Source organism: Romboutsia sedimentorum (genome assembly GCF_030131845.1).
GTDB lineage: Bacteria > Bacillota > Clostridia > Peptostreptococcales > Peptostreptococcaceae > Romboutsia_D > Romboutsia_D sedimentorum.
Genome location: NZ_JASKYM010000001.1, coordinates 775,698 through 795,521, shown reverse-complemented (window position 1 = coordinate 795,521; position 19,824 = coordinate 775,698). Strand labels below are relative to the sequence as shown.

22 protein-coding genes are annotated in these 19,824 nt (G+C 27.1%); 21 read left to right on the top strand and 1 reads right to left on the bottom strand.

Annotation, left to right across the window (positions count from 1 at the left end; genetic code table 11):
* Nucleotides 1-642 (top strand): hypothetical protein, encoded by a 642-nt coding sequence (locus tag QOZ84_RS04055; RefSeq protein ID WP_284131677.1) that lies wholly within the window; start codon nucleotides 1-3, stop codon nucleotides 640-642.
* A gap of 151 nt (nucleotides 643-793) precedes the next feature.
* Nucleotides 794-1,459, top strand: a complete 666-nt coding sequence (locus QOZ84_RS04050) for a lytic transglycosylase domain-containing protein (protein ID WP_284131676.1) — start codon at nucleotides 794-796, stop codon at nucleotides 1,457-1,459.
* A gap of 46 nt (nucleotides 1,460-1,505) precedes the next feature.
* Here the strand turns inward: QOZ84_RS04050 and QOZ84_RS04045 are convergent, their stop codons facing one another.
* Nucleotides 1,506-2,225: a LytR/AlgR family response regulator transcription factor gene (locus QOZ84_RS04045; RefSeq protein ID WP_284131675.1), complete on the bottom strand. Its 720-nt coding sequence runs from the start codon at nucleotides 2,223-2,225 to the stop codon at nucleotides 1,506-1,508.
* Between the two features lie 281 nt (nucleotides 2,226-2,506).
* Between QOZ84_RS04045 and QOZ84_RS04040 the strand changes: the two genes are divergently transcribed.
* From QOZ84_RS04040 to neuC, 19 genes are all read left to right on the top strand, one after another.
* Entirely contained in the window at nucleotides 2,507-3,811 is a 1,305-nt protein-coding gene (locus QOZ84_RS04040) for a GGDEF domain-containing phosphodiesterase (RefSeq protein ID WP_284131674.1), read from the top strand.
* Nucleotides 3,812-3,895: 84 nt separating this feature from the next.
* Nucleotides 3,896-4,318, top strand: a complete 423-nt coding sequence (locus QOZ84_RS04035) for a YaaR family protein (RefSeq protein ID WP_284131673.1) — start codon at nucleotides 3,896-3,898, stop codon at nucleotides 4,316-4,318.
* A 12-nt stretch (nucleotides 4,319-4,330) separates the two neighbouring features.
* Entirely contained in the window at nucleotides 4,331-4,654 is a 324-nt protein-coding gene (locus QOZ84_RS04030) for a FliM/FliN family flagellar motor switch protein (RefSeq protein ID WP_284131672.1), read from the top strand.
* A 51-nt stretch (nucleotides 4,655-4,705) separates the two neighbouring features.
* On the top strand, nucleotides 4,706-4,972 hold the full coding sequence (flgM, locus tag QOZ84_RS04025) for a flagellar biosynthesis anti-sigma factor FlgM (protein WP_284131671.1): 267 nt from the start codon (nucleotides 4,706-4,708) through the stop codon (nucleotides 4,970-4,972).
* Nucleotides 4,973-5,386, top strand: coding sequence for a flagellar export chaperone FlgN (gene flgN / locus QOZ84_RS04020; RefSeq protein WP_284131670.1), 414 nt, complete (start codon nucleotides 4,973-4,975; stop codon nucleotides 5,384-5,386).
* 17 nt (nucleotides 5,387-5,403) lie between these two features.
* A complete protein-coding gene (flgK, locus tag QOZ84_RS04015; RefSeq protein ID WP_284131669.1) occupies nucleotides 5,404-6,684 on the top strand; it encodes a flagellar hook-associated protein FlgK in 1,281 nt (426 codons plus the stop codon).
* Nucleotides 6,685-6,698: 14 nt separating this feature from the next.
* Nucleotides 6,699-7,634 carry a flagellar hook-associated protein FlgL gene (flgL, locus tag QOZ84_RS04010; RefSeq protein ID WP_284131668.1) on the top strand — a complete coding sequence of 312 codons (936 nt, stop codon included), beginning with the start codon at nucleotides 6,699-6,701 and terminating at the stop codon, nucleotides 7,632-7,634.
* 13 nt (nucleotides 7,635-7,647) lie between these two features.
* Nucleotides 7,648-8,046, top strand: a complete 399-nt coding sequence (gene fliW / locus QOZ84_RS04005; protein ID WP_284131667.1) for a flagellar assembly protein FliW — start codon at nucleotides 7,648-7,650, stop codon at nucleotides 8,044-8,046.
* Entirely contained in the window at nucleotides 8,030-8,242 is a 213-nt protein-coding gene (gene csrA, locus QOZ84_RS04000) for a carbon storage regulator CsrA (protein WP_284131666.1), read from the top strand. The genes fliW and csrA overlap by 17 nt, the downstream gene beginning before the upstream one ends.
* 18 nt (nucleotides 8,243-8,260) lie before the next feature.
* Complete coding sequence (gene fliS / locus QOZ84_RS03995) at nucleotides 8,261-8,644, top strand: flagellar export chaperone FliS (protein WP_284131665.1); 384 nt, start codon at nucleotides 8,261-8,263, stop codon at nucleotides 8,642-8,644.
* Nucleotides 8,645-8,656: 12 nt separating this feature from the next.
* Nucleotides 8,657-10,255: a flagellar filament capping protein FliD gene (gene fliD, locus QOZ84_RS03990; RefSeq protein ID WP_284131664.1), complete on the top strand. Its 1,599-nt coding sequence runs from the start codon at nucleotides 8,657-8,659 to the stop codon at nucleotides 10,253-10,255.
* Between the two features lie 15 nt (nucleotides 10,256-10,270).
* The gene (gene fliT / locus QOZ84_RS03985; RefSeq protein ID WP_284131663.1) at nucleotides 10,271-10,591 is read left to right on the top strand and encodes a flagellar protein FliT; all 321 of its coding nucleotides are present in this window, start codon (nucleotides 10,271-10,273) and stop codon (nucleotides 10,589-10,591) included.
* A 106-nt stretch (nucleotides 10,592-10,697) separates the two neighbouring features.
* Nucleotides 10,698-11,507: a flagellin N-terminal helical domain-containing protein gene (locus tag QOZ84_RS03980; RefSeq protein ID WP_284131662.1), complete on the top strand. Its 810-nt coding sequence runs from the start codon at nucleotides 10,698-10,700 to the stop codon at nucleotides 11,505-11,507.
* Nucleotides 11,508-11,585: 78 nt separating this feature from the next.
* Entirely contained in the window at nucleotides 11,586-13,811 is a 2,226-nt protein-coding gene (locus tag QOZ84_RS03975; RefSeq protein WP_284131661.1) for a glycosyltransferase, read from the top strand.
* A gap of 138 nt (nucleotides 13,812-13,949) precedes the next feature.
* Nucleotides 13,950-14,726, top strand: a complete 777-nt coding sequence (rfbF, locus tag QOZ84_RS03970) for a glucose-1-phosphate cytidylyltransferase (protein ID WP_284131660.1) — start codon at nucleotides 13,950-13,952, stop codon at nucleotides 14,724-14,726.
* Between the two features lie 2 nt (nucleotides 14,727-14,728).
* Nucleotides 14,729-15,769 carry a CDP-glucose 4,6-dehydratase gene (gene rfbG / locus QOZ84_RS03965; protein ID WP_284131659.1) on the top strand — a complete coding sequence of 347 codons (1,041 nt, stop codon included), beginning with the start codon at nucleotides 14,729-14,731 and terminating at the stop codon, nucleotides 15,767-15,769.
* A gap of 43 nt (nucleotides 15,770-15,812) precedes the next feature.
* Nucleotides 15,813-17,591 (top strand): thiamine pyrophosphate-binding protein, encoded by a 1,779-nt coding sequence (locus QOZ84_RS03960; RefSeq protein ID WP_284131658.1) that lies wholly within the window; start codon nucleotides 15,813-15,815, stop codon nucleotides 17,589-17,591.
* 1 nt (nucleotide 17,592) lies between these two features.
* Complete coding sequence (locus tag QOZ84_RS03955; RefSeq protein ID WP_284131657.1) at nucleotides 17,593-18,630, top strand: N-acetylneuraminate synthase family protein; 1,038 nt, start codon at nucleotides 17,593-17,595, stop codon at nucleotides 18,628-18,630.
* An 8-nt stretch (nucleotides 18,631-18,638) separates the two neighbouring features.
* Nucleotides 18,639-19,811: a UDP-N-acetylglucosamine 2-epimerase gene (gene neuC, locus QOZ84_RS03950; RefSeq protein WP_284131656.1), complete on the top strand. Its 1,173-nt coding sequence runs from the start codon at nucleotides 18,639-18,641 to the stop codon at nucleotides 19,809-19,811.
* Nucleotides 19,812-19,824: the final 13 nt, after the last annotated feature.

Genomic DNA, 19,824 nt, shown 5'->3' with positions numbered 1-19,824 from the left:
ATGAAAAGAGCAATAAAAACATTATCAGTATTATGTGGAGGATTATTATTTATAAGTCCTATTACAAGCACAATATTTGCACAAGGTACAAATGATAAACCAGAATCAGCATTAGTTGAAAATATAGATAAAACTACTAATAAACAAACAATGCCAAATAATGAGTTAAAAGTTGATAGAGTAAATAAAGAAGAAGTAGTAAAACCAAATATACCAAAAGTTGAAGTGAAAAATGAGACAACAAAATTAGAAACAAAAAACGAAGTAGTAAAACAAAAAGTAAAAGATGAAGTTACAAAACCACAAATAAAAGAAGAAACAATAAAAAATGAAGTAATAAAGAAAGAAGAAACACCAGTTGTTGAAAATAATAAAAAAGAAGAAACAGTAGAACAAAATACTGTTAAAGTTATAGATGTATTAAGCCAACAGCAAGCTAAAGAGTTATTACAAATGTACAAAAAAGATGCAAATTATGCATACCAAGGTGATGAAAATACATTTAACGTATTAGCTCAAAGAGGATTAAGTGGATATGTATTTTTACCAGACTATGATACAGACTTAGGATTTTTCGTTGATAAAAATACTGCAAATATCTACTACTTCCATCCAAGCGGATATCTTGAATTAGCTTTATAATATAATTGATATAATATAAAAAATGAACTCTAATAATTAGAGTTCATTTTTTATTTGCATAAATAAATTAATTTAGAAATTATTATATTTATAAAGTTATAAAATAGCCATCCGTATAATTAGAGTAATAAACTATTCGAGGTGAGAAAAAATGATTGATAGAATGCAATTATTAGAAATGACATCTAAACTATCAGCAGGAAGCACAAGTAATTGTGAGTGTAAATCTGATAGCGGTGTTTTTGATATGATAATGATAAGCTTATTAAAAGCAATTGCACAGAACAATGGAAATAATACTGTAAATATAAACATTACAAATCAAGAAAATAAAAAAGATAATGAAGAATTAAGTTTAAAGACGCAAAATAGTATTCAAAATTCAAATAAAATACAGTCAACGTCAAAAAATCCTGACACCAATAAAAGGATAGACGAAGCTGTTAGCATAGCCTCTAAAAAATATGGAGTAGATGAAAATTTAATAAAATCTATAATAAAGGTTGAATCAAATTTCAATCCGAATTGTGTATCATCAGCAGGTGCAAAAGGATTAATGCAACTTATGCCTGAAAACTGTAGGGATTTAAATGTTAAAGATCCACTTAATATAGAGCAAAACATAGATGGTGGAACAAGACATATAAAAGAATATCTAGATAAATATAATGGAGATGTAGAAATGGCACTTATGGCTTATAATGGTGGCCCAACTAGAATGGCAAAAAGAGGGGTTAAATCTATGGAACATATATATAAAATGCCAAGAGAAACACAAAATTATGTTCCGAAAGTAATGAAATATTATAAAGCATAAAACAGTTAATAAAATAATATAAAAAAGTATTCAAATGAATACTTTTTTATATTATTTTAAGCATAACTAATAATTTAGTTTTTAATAAATTAAACTTTTTTTTATCTACTGGAATTGCTTTAGAATTTATAATAACGGAATCTGTATTTAACTTACTTATTTTTTTTATATTAATTAAATAATTATGATGACATCTGAAAAATGTAGAGGAACACAGGCTTTTTTCTAATATATCAATGCTATTAGGAATTTCAACAAAAATATTGCTAGTATAAGCAATACAGTTTTTACCTATAGACTCTATAAATAAAATTGATGCTGAAGATAATCCGTTTAACACATGAAGTGTATTGTTATTAAATTGTGTTTTTTCAATATGGTTATCTGTAGTCATTAAATAATCAAGACAATCCAAAAGTTCATCTTCAAAAGCTGAATATTTTAAAGGCTTTAGAATACATCTAAAATCTTTCAGATAAAATCCATTAAGAACAAAATCTACTAATTCGGGTATGAAGATTATTTGAATATCATCGTATAAAGATTTAAGCTTTTTATAAATGTTAAAGGTATCCTGTTTACTATTTAAATTAATACTGAGTAATAAAATGTCTATATTTAGAGGGGGCTTATTAGTTAAATCATTAAAAGATTTAAACTTAGAAAGCTTATAGTTAAAGTCATGAGAGGAAGAAAATTTCATCAAATAACCATCCAAAGTATTTACTTGATTAGGTGTATCACAACATATAGTTAAATTAAGCATAGCATCTCCTTAAAAAAAATCGAATCATAGCAAATATCATTAAAATTTTAAAAATTGAAAATTATACCTAAAATATATAATTCTCCAATAATTTAAAGAGTCCTTTAATAAACACCGCTATATATAAAAGTATATATATATAATTAAAAATATATTCATCAAAAAATAAAATGATTTAAATTAAAGAAAACTTATAAGTGTACGTACAAAATAATTGACTAGAACGATAAAATAAAATTAAGAAATAAGGAATAGAAAAAAACGTGGGGAGACATATATATATGCATTTCAATGAAAAATTATTAAATAAAAATGAAAAATATAGATTCCTAATATCAAATTTAAAGATTAAAATAAATAAAAGAGATAAATTTACAGGCTTATACAATAGAAATTACTTTTTTTATTCTTTACGTACAAAGAATAATGGGACTTTAATAAAAATTAAAATTATGGGAATTAATTTTGTGAATTTGCAATATGGTGTAAAACAAGGTGATGAAGTAATAAAGTATATGGCTAAAAAATTTGAAAATATGCGTAGTGACTTAATTGTAGGTAGATTATCACCAATGAATTTTGCTATATATACAGAAAATACTGATATTAATTATATACATCAAATGATAAAGGATGTACTTTTAATATCTTCAAGTATAAAACAGCACGAAGAAAATATAAGTATATCATGTAATATTGCCTCAATTATATATAAAGAAGATGATTTTAATTTGGAAGATTGTATGAATAAATTAGAAATATCTATGTCAGACGCAATTAGAAAAGGTATAAATAGGTATGTGATATATAATGAGAAGTATGAAACTTATATAAATATAGCTGCTATTGAAAAAGCAATTGAAAATGGTGAAATGACTTTATATTATCAACCTAAAGTTGATGCTAAAACTGGTGAAATAAGAGGTGTAGAAGCCTTAATACGATGGTTTAATAAAGAACATGGATATATAACACCTGAAAAATTAATTGGATTTACAGAAAAATGTGGATATATAAATAAGCTAGGTGCCTGGATTATAAAAAAAGCTTGTGAAGATATAAAGCAAATAAATAAAGTATTAAATACAAAAATAGATTTATCTGTAAATATATCACCTTATCAGCTCGAAGATGAAAGATTCTTGGAAAAACTAGAGAACATATTGAAACAAGTGGGGTTTGAATATAGCCTATTAAACCTTGAAATAACAGAAAATGAAAATATGGAAGATATAGATAGAATACAGGACATATTAAAAGAAATAAAAGATACAGGTATAAAGGTATCTATAGATGATTTTGGGAAAGGGTTCAATTCCATTGACTATATAAAGAACTACAATGTAGATGAAATAAAAATAGACAAATCATTAGTAGAATACCTCAGTAATAATCCCATGTTTATACAAAGTCTAATTAGTATGATTCATACAACAGATACATCGGTTGTAGCCGAAGGTGTAGAACAGAAATCTGAATATGTAATACTAAAAAATATGGGTTGTGATTTAGTTCAAGGTTATTACTGTTATAAGCCTATGAATTTAGAAAATTTATCAACAATAATAAAAAATGATAATACATAAATTATAACTCAAGTAGTGTAAAATATAGCCGTAGTATTAATAAAAGAGTGAAATAGAAAAAAGATAATATTATAGAGGTTAAATATGAAAGTACAAAACATAGGATTAAGCACAGGGTTAAATATAGAAACTAAAAACACAAAAAATAAATTAGATTTTAGTGATAGTTTTAATCAAACTAACAAATCAAAAACAAAAGAAGAGTTAGATATATATGTAAATGAAATAAGAGAAACAGGAAAAAAATTAGTAGCAACTCAAAACTATACTGATGTTATAAAGTATAAACAGGTTATAAAAGGATACTTAAAATCAATAGTAGATTATGTTTATACATTAAACAAAAAGGATAGCTTTTGGGATAGAAACTATTTTACTACAGTAAAAACAGTTAATGAAAAATTAGAACAAGTAACAAAAGAATTAATATATGATCAAAAAGAAAATATCGATATTGCAGCTAAGATAGATGAAATAAATGGACTTTTAATAGATATATACATGTAGGGAGGAATAAAAATGAACTTGGCACAAAGTGTAGATGAAATATATGAAATACAATTGGAACAGCTAGTGGAAGGCGAAAAAGAAAATGTAGATGCTATGTCAGATATAATGAATTCACAAATGGATATAACCGTATCTATGGGGGAAACAAAAGCAACTATAGATAAAATAGTGAACTTAAAAATTGGTGATGTAATAACGCTAGATAAAAGTTTAGAAGAAGCTTTAGATATAAATATAAATGGAACTATAATAGCAAGTGGAGAAAGTATAATATTAGATAATAAGTTAGCGATAAGATTGTCAAAAATAAAAAATATAGATGGAGAGAACTAAAATCTAATTTATAATACAAAACACTAAGCTTAATATTAAGGAGGTATGTCAATGAATATAACTTCAGTTAACTTTAGAGGAATTGAAAATATGTATAAAAATAATAAAGTACAAGCAAAACCTGTAAACAATAAAATAGTGGATAGCGTTGAAATATCAGAATTAGGAAAGCAATTAAATAAATTAAATACCAATAAAGAAGATGTTAGTATAGATAAAATAAATGAAATAAAAACTAAAATAGAAAATGGAACATATAAAGTTGATTCAAAATCTTTAGCAAAAAAAATAATAGAAAGTATGAGGGGAGATAAATAATTGAGCCCAGAACTAAAGGTAGTAATATACCAAGAAAAAACTATATTGAAAAAATTACTTGAATTATTAGATGAACAGCACGAACTAATTATAAATAAAGATATTATGAAAATAGATAAAATAGCACAGGAATTAGATAGTACAGCGAAGGAACTTGCAACTACAGAAATAAAAAGAAGAAGCATAATGGGGAGTGAAAGTAGCATAAAAGAAACTATAGAAAATTGCAATGATGAAAATATAAAACAAGCATATATAGAAATAAAAAATCATTTAAAAATGATAGAAATACAAAAAGAATCAAATGATCTACTTATAAAGCAGAGATTGTTTTTTACAAAAAAAATGATAAATTGTATAAAGCCTGGTAAAGGTATAGGAACATACAATGCATATGGGCAAGTAGGAAAATAAATATAGGGAGGAAATATATGGCGGGATTATTAGGAAGTTTACACTCAGCAAAATCAGGAATGACTGTAAGTCAATTATCAATACAAACAACTTCACACAATATAAATAACATGAATACACCTGGGTACTCAAGACAAAGGGTAGAACAAAGTGCAAAAAGTGCATATAGTTACCCTGGATATAACAGTAGTATGGGGGCTGGACAATTAGGAACAGGTGTAGAGGCAACTGATATAATAAGAATAAGAAATACATTTTCTGATTTTCAATATAGAAATGAATCTCATAACTATGGAGAAACTGGTATTAAATATGAACACTATACAAATATGGAAACAATATTTAACGAACCATCAGAGACTGGAATATCTGCATCTATAAATAACTTCTTTACAAGTTGGCATGAATTATCAAAAAATCCAAATGACAATGGGTCAAAAGATATAGTAATTCAAAATAGTAAATATTTAGCTAACAGTATAAGCCAAATAACTAAAAAGTTACAAAGCTTAGGTGAGCAAGCAGAAAAAAAAATAGGCGAAGACGTCAGTGATATTAATTCTATGATTAATCAATTAAGAGACCTTGAAAAACATATTAAAATAGTTGAAGGTAGTGGAAAGAGCCCTAATGATTTATTAGATGAAAAGGATAAAATATTAGATGAACTTAGTTTTAAAATGAATATACAAAATGAGGATGTAAAAACGCTACTAAAAGATAAAATAGAAAATGGTGGAGATGTTACAGTAGATGAATTAAAAGCTATACCAAATATATCTGGAGAAGTAAAAGGTTCTTTAGATATGATAGATAAAATAAAAGAATATGTAGGAGATGTAAAGGAATTAGCTGAAGGCATATCAAAGTCAGTAAATGACACATTAGGAATTGATTTGTTTGAGTATGATGCTAGTGGAGATCCAATATTAAAATTAAAGGATGACATATTAGATGGTACTACAGACTTGAAAATAACAACAGATGTAGCTCAAGAAATGTACAAGCTAAAAGATAAAAAAGTTACTATTGGCGGAGAAGATACAACAATAGATAAATTTTATAATAATATAATTCAAAAACTAGGAAATGAAACACAAGAAGTAAGAAGAAATGAAAAAAATCAAAGTAAAATATTAAAAGAAATAGACAACGCAAGATCAAATGTGTCTGGAGTGTCACTAGATGAGGAAATGGTTAACTTAATACAATTTCAACATGCATATAATGCAAGTGCTAAGGTTGTATCAACTATAGACTCTCTATTAGATGTAGTAATAAATGGACTAGTAAGATAACCAAGGAGGTAATTATGAGAATAACAAATTCTTCAATGATAAGAAATCATATGTATGATACACAACAAAATTTACAAAGAATGGATAATATGAATAAGCAGCTTGATACAGGTAAAGTAATAAATAGAATATCTGATGATCCGCATAAAGCTATTAAAATAATGAATTTAAATAATGAAATAAAATATACTGAAAAATATAATTATAATATAGATGAAACAGTAGGGTGGATGAACAATACAGATTCATCATTAGAAGAAGTGGGTAGAGCACTTAGTGATATTAAAGAATCTATACTTAAGGTCGGAAACGGTACATATTCAGAAAATGAAATGAAAGCTATAAACGCAGAAATGAATGAAAAAATCAAAGAACTAGGAGAAATACTAAATGCTAGTCATGGTGGTAGATATATGTTTGGTGGAGATAGTGTTGATGAACCACCAGTTAAGATAATAGAAAATGCAGACGGAACAGTAAAATTAGAATTAAATGCAAATGCTAATTCAAAGGATTTGAAGGCCGACATATCAGATGGTATAAGCATAGACTATAATGTTTCAGCTAAAGAAATATTTGAACATGATGGTAAAGATTACATTAGTGAAATAAATAATTTATCAAAACTTATGAATAATATAGCTAATGGGACAGATGTTGAAAACAGTAAAAAAGAATTACTAGGGTCTGTAAAAGAGGATATGGATGGATTATTTAATCATTCTGTTGAGACAAGAACAACACTTGGAGTAAGGGTAAGTACAGCTGAAAAGTTGAAAGAACTTAATGATGAAAATATATTGAATATGAAGGGTGTATTATCATTAGATCAAGACGTAGATCATGTTAATAAATTTATAGAATTAAAATCAGCAGAAATGGTTTATCAGGCATCTATTCAGGTTGGAACTAAGTTAATACAACCAACAATACTTGATTACCTAAGATAATTAGGAGGATAATATGGAAATCGTATTTGACAAAGGAATACCTGGGTTTGAAGAGTATAAAATATTTACAATAAGTGATGTAGAAGAAAATTCGAAATATAAAATGGTAAATTGTAAAGAAAATATAAATATAGGATTTATAGCTATATCTCCTTTTGAAGTTGATAAAAACTATGAAGTGAATTTAAAAGACGAAACAATAAATGAATTAAAGATAGAAAACCCTAAAGATGTATTAATTTTAAACTTGATAACATTAGGAAAAACATTAGAAAAAAGTACAGTTAACTTAAAAGCTCCTATAATAATAAACATAAAAAATAATAAAGGGAAGCAATTAATATTACAAGATGATAAATACAACATAAAAGAACCTTTAACAGGGAGTGACGAACATGTTAGTAATTACTAGGAAAAAAGGTGAATCTCTATTAATAGGGGATGACATAGAAATAAAAATAACGAAAATCGAAGATGGAAGCATAAAGATAGCAATAGACGCACCTAAGGACAAGATTATACTTAGAAAAGAAGTATATGATAACGTTAAAGATGAAAATTCAAAAGCTATAACAAATAAAGATGATATTTTAAAGTTATTTAAGTAAACGAGCGAGGGAGAAAAAATGTATACATCAAATCCGTATAATACATATAAGCAAAATTCAGTAAACATGGCATCACAAGAACAATTATTATTAATGTTAGTAGATGGAGCTGTTAAATATACAAAGATAGCGAGGTTGGCTATATTAGAGAAAAATATGCCAAGAGCGCATAAAGAATTAGTTAGAGTTCAAGATATATTTTTAGAACTTATGATAACTATGGATAAAGATGCAGGTAGCTATATGCAAGATTTATATGAAGTGTATGAATTTATAAAAAATGAACTTATAAAAGCGAATATAAAAAAGGATGTAAAAATAATAGATAAAGTACTTCCTTTAATAGAAGATGTCAGGGACATGTGGCATGAAGCTGATAGAAAGATAAAAACTGGTAAATAAGGGGGGACGATTATGCCTAGCGTAAGTAGCGTAAGAATACCAGGGCTTGCTACTGGTATGGATACAGATACAATGATAAAAGAAATGCTTAAAGGAGAACAAAGTAAAGTAGATAAGGCTAAGCAAAAAGAACAGACTACAAAATGGCAACAAGAGATTTATAGAGAGATTATAAAAGATACTAAAGGATTTGAAGAGAAATATTTTTCGTTGTCATCAAAAAATTCCTTATTAAGTAGTAGCGCATGGAGTACATTAACTGTTACAAGTTCAAACCCTAATGTAATAACCGCAACAGGAAATGCTGGTGCAAACAGTATGAACTATGATTTTAATGTTATTAAGATGGCACAAGAACCTAAATTGAGTAGTAATAAAACATTAACAAATGAGTCTACATTAAAAGAATTGGGTTTAAATTTAGATGAAACGTTTGCTATTAGCTTTGGGAAAGATGGGAAAGGTTTATCTAAAGAAATTAATATAAGAACTGAACCGGTCTATGAAAAGGATGATTCAGGAAATGATAAGCTTGATGATAATGGGAATAAAATAATTAAAGAGCCAGCAGATACAATAGGTACTTTAATTAATAAAATTAATGACAGTACTTCTGGAGAAGTAAAAGCCTCATATAGTGAAATTACAGGTAAATTTACTATAGAATGTAAAGAAACTGGTGAAAAAAGTAAAATAGAAATAAAAAAAGGAACACCTAGCGTAGATGTTGATGGAAATACTACAGTTGTTTATGATCAGCCTTCTAATGCCTTAGATTTTGTGTTTGGGGTAAATAATAATAGTTCTATAGGTGAAAATTCACAAATTGAAATTAAGGATAAAGATGGAAGTGTTTTAAAAACTATAAATGAAGAAAAAAATATATTTACTATAGATGGAATAAATATAAATGTAAAAGGATTAGGAGAGACTAAATTAACATCAAAGCAAGAAGTTCAACCAGTAGTAGATAATATGAAAGCTTTTGTTGAAGATTATAATAAGATAATGGACAAGGTATATGATCTTTTAACAGAAAAGAAAAAAGTGGATTATCCACCTCTAACAGAAGCTCAAAAAGAAGATATGAGTGAAGAAGAAATAGAAAGATGGGAAAAGAAAGCAAAAGAAGGCATACTTAGAAATGATTCTGAAATGAGAAAATTTATGGATGATATGCAAAAATCTATATTTGGAGATAAAATGTCAATTCTAAATGACATGGGATTGACAAGTCATGATGATTATAATAAAAAAGGTCAAATAGCTCTAGATGAGAAAAAGTTTATAAAGGCTTTAGAGAATAATTCTGATAAAGTATATCAAATATTTGCTAAAGACGATTCAAGTGTATTAGAACGTATGAAGAGTACTATAAAGGATTATACAGGCGGTTCATCTTCTATTTTTGCTAGAAAAGCTGGATTAGAAAAAACTGCTTCAGCAGTAAATAACTTTTACTCAGAACAATTAAAAAGACAAGAAGAAGGTATAAAGAAGCTTCAAAGAAAAATGAGTGAAAGAGAGTCACAATTATACAAGCAATTTGCAAATTTAGAATCAAGTATGAACAAACTTAATTCTCAGATGAGTTATTTTTCACAAATGTAAGGTTAGGTGAAAACTATGATACAAAAATGTAAACTATATAAAGATATATCTATAAAAATAATTGATGACCTTAATAAAGGGAAATTAGATAATATAGAGCGTCTTTTAGACGAAAGACAAATATTATTAGAGAAAGAAGATAACTCAAGTGAGTTTAAAAAAATTTTAATGAATGATGGAATATTAGATATAGACAAGAATATTCACAAATTATTAAGTGAAAATATAGATAGAGTTAAGTGTGAAATTAGAGAGCATAAGAGGTCTGAACGTGCTAATAACTCATATATAAATTTTAATAAAGAAAAATTAAATATTTTCAATGAAAAAGTGTAAAGGTTTTAAAAACTATGCCGATATATATATTGTAAGCAATACTTGGCCGAGTATTTGTATATAAAAAAGACAAGGATGTCGTTAAAAAACTAAGGAGAGTAAAAAAATGAGAATAAACACTAATATGAACGCTATGATAGCAACTAACCAAATGGCAAAGAATACTGCTTTATCAGGAAATTCTATGCAAAAATTATCTTCAGGATTAAGAATAAACAAAGCTGGAGATGATGCAGCAGGTCTTGCTATATCTGAAAAAATGAGATCTCAAATAAGAGGTATGGAACAAGCTGATAGAAACGTACAAGATGGTATATCTATGGTACAAACTCAAGAGGGTGCTTTAGAAGAAGCTGGAAACATAGCTCAAAGAATGAGAGAGTTAGCAATTCAAGGTGGTAGTGAAACTCTAACAACTACTGATAGAGCTAAAATAAGTACTGAGTTAAGTGCTTTAAATAGTGAAATGGGCAAAATAGCTCAAGAAACTAAATTTAATGGGCAAAATATATTAAACACAGGATCTACTATAACTATACAAGCAGGAGCTAATGCTGAAACTAGAGATGTACAAACTGTAAACTTAGCTAGTATAAATACAGCATTAAGTACTTCTGTTAAGGTAGGAAGTAAAACTGAAGCTGCAGCATTAGTAACAGCATTAGATACAGCTTTAGAATCAATAAATACTGGAAGATCTAATTTAGGAGCTATGCAAAATAGATTAGAATATACTTCTTCTAACTTAACAACTTCAAGTGAAAACTTAAGTGCAGCAGAATCAAGAATAAGAGACGTAGACGTTGCTAAAGAGATGGTTAACTTATCAAAATTAAACATATTAAATCAAGCAGCTCAAGCTATGGTTGGACAAGCTAAACAACAACCAGAATCTGTAACTCAATTATTAAGATAATTATTGAATTTAAGACTAAAGGGTAAAGCATATGCTTTACTCTTTATTTTTAAATTTAATTATAAGGAAGGTATATTTATGTTATTAAGCATTACAATGATGGTTAGAAATGAAGAAAAATACTTAGATAAAACTTTAAGTTCATTACAACCTTTAATGAAGAATATAAATAGTGAACTTATTATCTTGGATACGGGTTCAAGTGATAAAAGTATAGACATAGCTAAGAAATATACCGATAAAATATATTGTACTAAGTGGAACAACAATTTTGCACAAATGAGAAATCAATCAATTAGTTATGCTAAAGGAGAATGGATACTAGTATTAGATGCAGATGAAGAATTATTAGATTGCAATAATTTGATTGAATTTTTCAATTCAAATTTATATAAAAAATATAATTGTGCATCTATAGAACTAAGAAATATACATTCGGAAGATGAAAAAGCATATAGCAAGGGATCTATTTTAAGATTATTTAAAAATGATAAAGGCTTTAAATATGAAGGAGCTATACATGAGCAGCCTACTTATAGAGAACCTATATATAATAATATAGCTTTATTTAAACATTATGGATATATGTATGTAAATGAAGAGTTAAGACAAACGAAGTTAAAAAGAAATGAACAAATATTATTTCAAGAACTAAAAAAAAATCCGAATGACCCATATGTAAATTTTCAATTAGGGAAAAATCATCTTGCATCGGATAAGCACCAAGAGGCGCTTGAATATATCAATAAAGCATATGTTGTTTATAGTAAATCAGGATATGTACCAATATATATTATCTCAAATTTAGCAAGATTATACATTTGTTTATCTGAATTTGAAAAATGTGAAAAATTATGTACTAATTATATGAAGAAAGATAATAAAAATATAGATATATGCTATTATTTAGGATTAACTCAAAAAACTTTAGGAAAATACAAACATAGTATAAAAACTTATCAAAGATACATATTTTTGATAGAAAATTATGATGTTTCTACACAAGCTAACAATATTGAATGTGATGGAGATACTTTGTCACTTAAAGAAAATGCCGAGATAGACATTGTTAATATGTGTTATGAATTAAAAATGTATAACGAAATTATAAAAAAAATAGACAATATGGAGATTGAACAAATAAAAAAAATATATTTACAAATATTTATGAGTTTATACAAATTGGGAAATATTGAAAAAATATTAGATATATATAAGAAAATATCAGATTCGATAGTTGAAAAAAATACCTTTAAGTTAAATTTAGAAACAATGATAACTATTATAAAAGAAGATGATAGAAGTAAAATTTATGAAATGTTTTCTATGATAGATGGAAATTATGCTGTATTAAATAATGTAAGAAACGGTGAAAAATTATCAATTGAAGAATTAAATCAAATTTTAAAAAATGAAAAAGAATCTTATTATTCAGACTTGATTTATTTTGGGCTTAATCAAGATCATAGTTTAACAGATCTATTAAATGGGATGAGCAATGTAAATATCCAAAATCATTTCGATTATTTGATTAACCATAGGAGAGATTGTATATTAGATTTATATAATTATTTATTAGAGGCTTCAAATACTTTAGATTTAAATAAATTAAGTATATATAGTTCTTTGTCAAAATCGTTATTGTTATATGGAAATTTAAAATATGAAAAATATGAAAATTTATTTTTAATGTATATAACATATAATTATGATTATTTAAGGCAAGCAAGCAATAAGGATTTAACGGATGAACAATTAATGATATTTGCTAAAAATGAAGAAGATGTATTCATTATTAAAATTACAATGATACAAAAAAATAAGGAATTCAATAAATTAAAATACATAAAAGAAATGAAAATATTGCTTATAGACAATCATCATCATAAAAAAGGAATAGAAATATTAATAGAAAAATTCAAAAAAGAACTTAATGAAAGTGAAGAAGTAAAAATACTTAACAGTAAATATAAAGCTATTATAGAAGAAAATATTAACTTAGGAAATATAAATGAAAGTATACAAATGATAAAAGAATATAAAGAAATATTTGATAATAATGAAACCTTTAATTTGAACGGAATTATAAACACTTGTTTATCAAAGTTTATGGAAGCTGATAAAGATTTCAAGATGGCATATATAAACAATAGATATGATGATAATGTGATTTTTAATATAGCATATGTAAAAGAAAAATTAAACGATTTTGATAATGCAAAGAAGTTTTACCTAGAGGCTGTAAAGTTGAATTGTAATTTAAAAGAAGAGGTAGAAGAAATATTAGACAAAATAGTAAAATAATGTTATAAATGTATAGCTAGATTAGAGTGTAATTACAAAAGATAGTGTGGTGAAAATTAGTACTTATATTTTTAGAGTAGGTATATATAGACATAAATCTCTGAAAAAATCATTAAATTAGGAAGAGGAGAAAATAATATGAAAATTGTAATACTTGCAGGTGGTTATGGAACGAGAATATCAGAAGAATCACACTTAAGACCTAAGCCTATGATTGAAATTGGAAATAATCCTATATTATGGCATATTATGAAGACGTATTCTTATTATGGATTTAATGATTTTATTATATGTTGCGGTTACAAAGGATATGCAATTAAAGAATACTTTGCAAATTATTATCTACATAGATCAGATATAACTTTTGATTTCACTAAAAATAATGATATGATTGTTCATTCGAATATTGCAGAACCATGGAAAGTAACACTTGTTGACACTGGACTTGATACTATGACAGGTGGAAGATTAAAAAAAATTCAAAAATATATAGGAAATGAAACGTTTATGCTAACATATGGTGATGGTGTATGCGATGTTAATATAAATGAATTATTAGAATTTCATAATCAAAATAATAAAATTGCGACAATAACAGCTATACAACCAGAAGGTAGATTTGGAATACTAGATATAGATAATGATAATAAATCAATAAACTCTTTTAAAGAAAAACATAGAGAAGATGGCGGTTGGATAAATGGTGGGTATATGGTTTTAGAGCCAAAAATATTTGATTATATAAAGGGTGATGAAATAATATTAGAAAAAGAACCATTAGAAATGTTAGCAAAGCAAAATATGCTAAATGCATATAAACATAAAGGTTTTTGGCAATGCATGGATACACAAAGAGATAAATCTTTATTGGAGCAATTATGGAGAAGTGATAATGCGAAATGGAAGGTGTGGTGATTATGTTAGAGTTTTATAAAAATAAACGAGTTTTGGTTACGGGACATACTGGATTTAAAGGAAGTTGGCTTTGTAAAATACTATCTATGGCAGGTGCTGAAGTAGTTGGAGTTTCTTTAGAACCAGATAGTGATCCATCTTTATTTAACATTTTAAATATTAAAAATAATATTAATTCTGTGATTTTAGATATAAGAAAATTAGATGAATTAAAAAGTGTATTTATGGAGAATAAACCGGAGATAGTATTTCATTTAGCAGCGCAACCATTAGTAGGAGAATCATACAATGACCCAGTTTATACATATGAAACTAATATAATGGGCACCGTCAACTTATTAGAAAGTATAAGGTTTTGCAATAGTGTAAAATCTGTTATAAACGTGACTACAGACAAAGTCTATAACAATAAAGAATGGGAATGGGCTTATCGTGAAAGTGATGAGCTGAATGGGTTTGATCCGTATTCAAACTCAAAATCTTGTTCAGAAATAATAACTAGCTCATATAAAAAATCTTTTTTTGATGAAAATATATCTATATCAACAGTAAGGGCTGGAAACGTCATAGGTGGGGGAGATTTTGCAAAGGATAGAATTATACCTGATTGTGTTAGATCAACTATAGATAAAAAGAAGATTATAGTTAGAAATCCTGAGTCTATTAGACCATATCAACATGTATTTGAGGCATTATCAGCATATTTGATTATTGCTCAAAAACAATATGGGGATAAATCACTTGAAGGTAGCTATAATGTTGGACCTAATGATGACGGATGTATTACAACAAAAAAATTAGTTAACTTATTTTGTAAGTCATGGAATAATGCTAACTGGATAAACAAAGATGAGCAAAATAGATATCATGAAAGTAATTTTTTAAAATTAGACTGTTCAAAAATAAAAAATACTTTTGGATGGAAACCTAAAATAGGCATAGAGGAAGCGATTAATTTAACTATAAATTGGAATAAATCGTATTACTCAAATGATGATATAAATGAAATTTCAAACTTACAAATAATAAATTATTTTGCTTAATAAAAAAATAAACAAGAGAAATCTTTTAAGGAAGGAATTAGTTATGAAGCAAAGAGTAGCAGACTATATAGTTGATTTTTTAGTAAACAAAGGAATAAAGGATGTATTTACTGTAGTTGGTGGGGGAGCGATGTATTTAAATGATGCTTTTGGAAGCAGTAAAAAAATAAATTGCACATACCATCATCATGAACAAGCAGCAGCAATGGCTGCAGAGGGTTATGCACGTATAAATAATAAAATGGCGCTAACTTGTGTGACGACAGGTCCTGGAGGGACTAATGCTATGACGGGAGTGTTGTGCGCTTACCAAGATAATATTCCAATGGTAGTAATATCTGGTCAAGTAAGATACAATACTACAGTTGAGAGTACAGGCTTAAAGTTAAGACAATTTGGAGAACAAGAATATACAATAGTAGACTCGGTAAAACCTATGACAAAATATGCGCATATGGTTAAAAATGCTAATGAAATAAAATATCAATTGGAAAAAGCTCTACATATAGCAAATTCAGGTCGTAAGGGTCCAGTATGGCTAGATATTCCGTTGGATATACAAAGTGCTATTATTGAAACTGATAACTTACAAAGTTATAAAGTTGAAAATGAAGAATTTAATCATTGCAAAGAGATAGAATTGATTATTGAAGAACTAAAAAAGGCTGAAAGACCAGTGATTCTAGCAGGGTCTTCTATAAGGACATCAGGGTCAAGGAATAAATTTTTAAATCTAATAAAAAAACTTAATATTCCTGTAGTAGCGGCAACTAGCATAGCAGATGTAATTAATAATGAAAATGAACTATACTTTGGAAATTTTGGAGTTTTTGGAGGTCGAAGTGGGAACTTTATTATTCAAAATGCAGATTTAGTTATTGGGTTTGGATGCAGGATGTCTTTTAAACAGACTGGGTTTAATTTTAAAGAATTTGCAAGTAATGCTAAAAAAATAGTTATAGACATAGATAAAGAAGAGTTATTAAAAAATACGATGAAGATAGACGTTCCTATATGTGCTGATATTTCAGAAATTATTGAAGAACTTAATGATTCAAATGTTGAAGCTTTTAATAACAAAGACTGGTTAAATTACTGTTCTAATTTAAAGAAAAAATTTAGTATATATCAGCCAAAATTTAAAAATAGCTTACAGGTTAATCCTTATTACTTTATAAATGAATTTAATAAAAAAATAAAAGATGATAGTATTGTAGTAGTTGGAAATAGCACTGCGAGTGTTTGCACGTTACAAATGGGAGTAGAAAAAGAAAATCAAAGGCTATTTGGAAATGTAAACTGTGGTACTATGGGGTATGATTTGCCAGCTTCAATAGGGGCATGTATAGCCTCGAAAAAAGAAGTTTTTTGTGTTACTGGAGATGGAAGTATACAAATGAATATACAAGAATTGCAAACGATAATACATAATAAGCTCCCTATAAAAATAATTGTTTTTAATAATAGTGGGTATCAAGCTATAGTAAATACACAAAATAATTTTTTCGAAGGTCGATTATCAGGATGCACAAATGATTCGGGAATAAGTATGCCTGATTTTTCAAAATTAGCGAATGCATATGGACTACCATATATTTTGATTGAAAATAATGAAAGTGTAGAAAAGGGACTAGATGACCTAATTAATATTGAAGGATTTGCTATTTGCGAAATAATTCAAGATGAACATCAAACTATAGAACCTAGAGTAAAAAGTAAAGAAAAAGAAAATGGAACAATATACTCACCTCCTATAGATGACTTATCGCCGTTTTTAAACAATGATGAATATATTCAATGTCTTTTTAAGAAAGGAAACTAAAATGAATAGTTTTAAAATAGAAAATATAAAAGTAGGAATTAATGAAGTTCCTTTAGTTATACCTGAAATTGGGATAAATCATGGTGGAAGTTTAGACGTAGCAATGAAAATGGTAGATTCTGCGCATAGAGCTGGAGCAAAGTTAATAAAACACCAAACACATATAATAGATGATGAAATGTCACCACAAGCTAGAAATGTTATACCAGGTAATTCTGTGAAATCAATTTATGAAGTAATGAAAGAGTGTTCATTAAATGAATGTCAAGAAAAAGAATTAAAGAGATATGTAGAAAGCAAAGGAATGTCGTTTATAAGTACACCATTTTCTAGAGCTGCGGCAAACAGATTAGAAAAATTTGAAGTATCAGCTTATAAAATTGGATCAGGTGAAATGAACAATTATCCACTAATAGACCATATTGCAAGTTTTGGAAAACCTATGATTGTATCTACGGGTATGAACTCTATTGAATCTATAAAAAAAGCTGTAGAAATATTAGATAAAAGGCAAGTTAAATTTGCTTTATTACATACAACTAATTTATACCCTACGCCTCCTAATTTAGTAAGATTAGGTGCTATGGTTGAAATGATGAATACATTTAAAGGCATACCTATAGGATTGTCAGATCATACGATAAATAATAATGCTTGCATAGCAGCTATGGGATTAGGTGCTTGTATTGTTGAAAGGCATTTTACTGATACGATGAGTCGAGAGGGAAATGATATAGTTTGTTCTATGGATGAAAAAAAATTAACTGAATTATTGCTAGCGGCAGATGAAATAGCACAGATGAAAGGTGGAAACAAGCTACCATTGAATGAAGAGCAAGTAACAATAGATTTTGCTTTTTCGACAGTAGTAACTATAAAAGATATAAAGGCAGGAGAAAAATTTACTAGAGAAAACATATGGGTAAAAAGACCAGGCACAGGAGAAATTAGAGCGGAATTTTATGAAGATGTGTTAGGTAAAATTGCCAATTCTGATATTTATGATGGAGTTCATCTAAATAAAGATATGATAAGGTAGGTTAAGTTATGAGGAAAATTATTTTTTTAACTGGAACTAGAGCAGACTACGGTAAAATGAAATCAATAATGCAGTCTATTGAAAGGTCTAAAGAGTTTGAAATGTTTATTTATGTCACAGGAATGCACTTACTTAAAGAGTATGGATCTACATATCATGAAATTGAAAAAGATAAATTTAAAAATATATTTATAGAAAAAGAAATAGAATTAACTCAAAAAATGGATATTAATTTAGGTAATACAATTATAAAATTTTCTAAATATGTAAATGACGTTAAACCTGATTTTATTGTTATTCATGGAGATAGAATAGATGCGTTGGCAGCATCTATTGTAGGAATACTAAATAATATTAGAGTTATTCACATTGAAGGTGGAGAGTTGACAGGAACAGTAGATGACTCATTAAGACATGCAATAACTAAGATGTCACATCTGCATTTAGTGTCTAACCAAGAATCAAGAATTAGATTAGAGCAACTTGGAGAAAAAAAAGAAAGTATAAAAGTAATTGGGTCTCCAGATATCGATATAATGCTATCTAATAGTCTTCCAAACATTGATGATATAAAACAACGATATAATATAGAATATGAAAATTATTCTATAGTAATGTATCATCCTGTAACTACAGAATTAGATAAAACAAAAGCAAATGTAAATCAAGTGTTTACTGCAATTACAAAATCAGAAAAAAAATATATTTGTATATATCCAAACAATGATCATGGCTCAAATGTTATATTAGAAAAATTAGAAAAATTAGAAAAAAATAAAAATATTAAAATTTTCAAATCGTTTCCTTTTGAGGAATTTTTAGTTTTATTAAAAAATAGCGACTTTATAATAGGTAATTCTAGCGCTGGGATAAGAGAAGCTTGTGTATATGGAATACCAAGTATTAATGTAGGAACAAGACAAAATAAAAGGTTTCCTAGAGGTGCAATTAAAAATATCGTGAATGTAGAAGAAGACTGTAATAAAATATTGAGTTTTATAGACGAATATAATAAATACAGACATATATCATACTATTTTGGTTATGGAAATAGTACTGAATTGTTTATGAAGGCTATGAAAAGCACTGAGTTTATAGAACAAAGAATACAAAAATCTTTTGTAGATTTAGAGGTAACCCAAACAAACATAGCTACATATATAAATGAAGTATGTTTTTAAAAGGAAGGTAGTA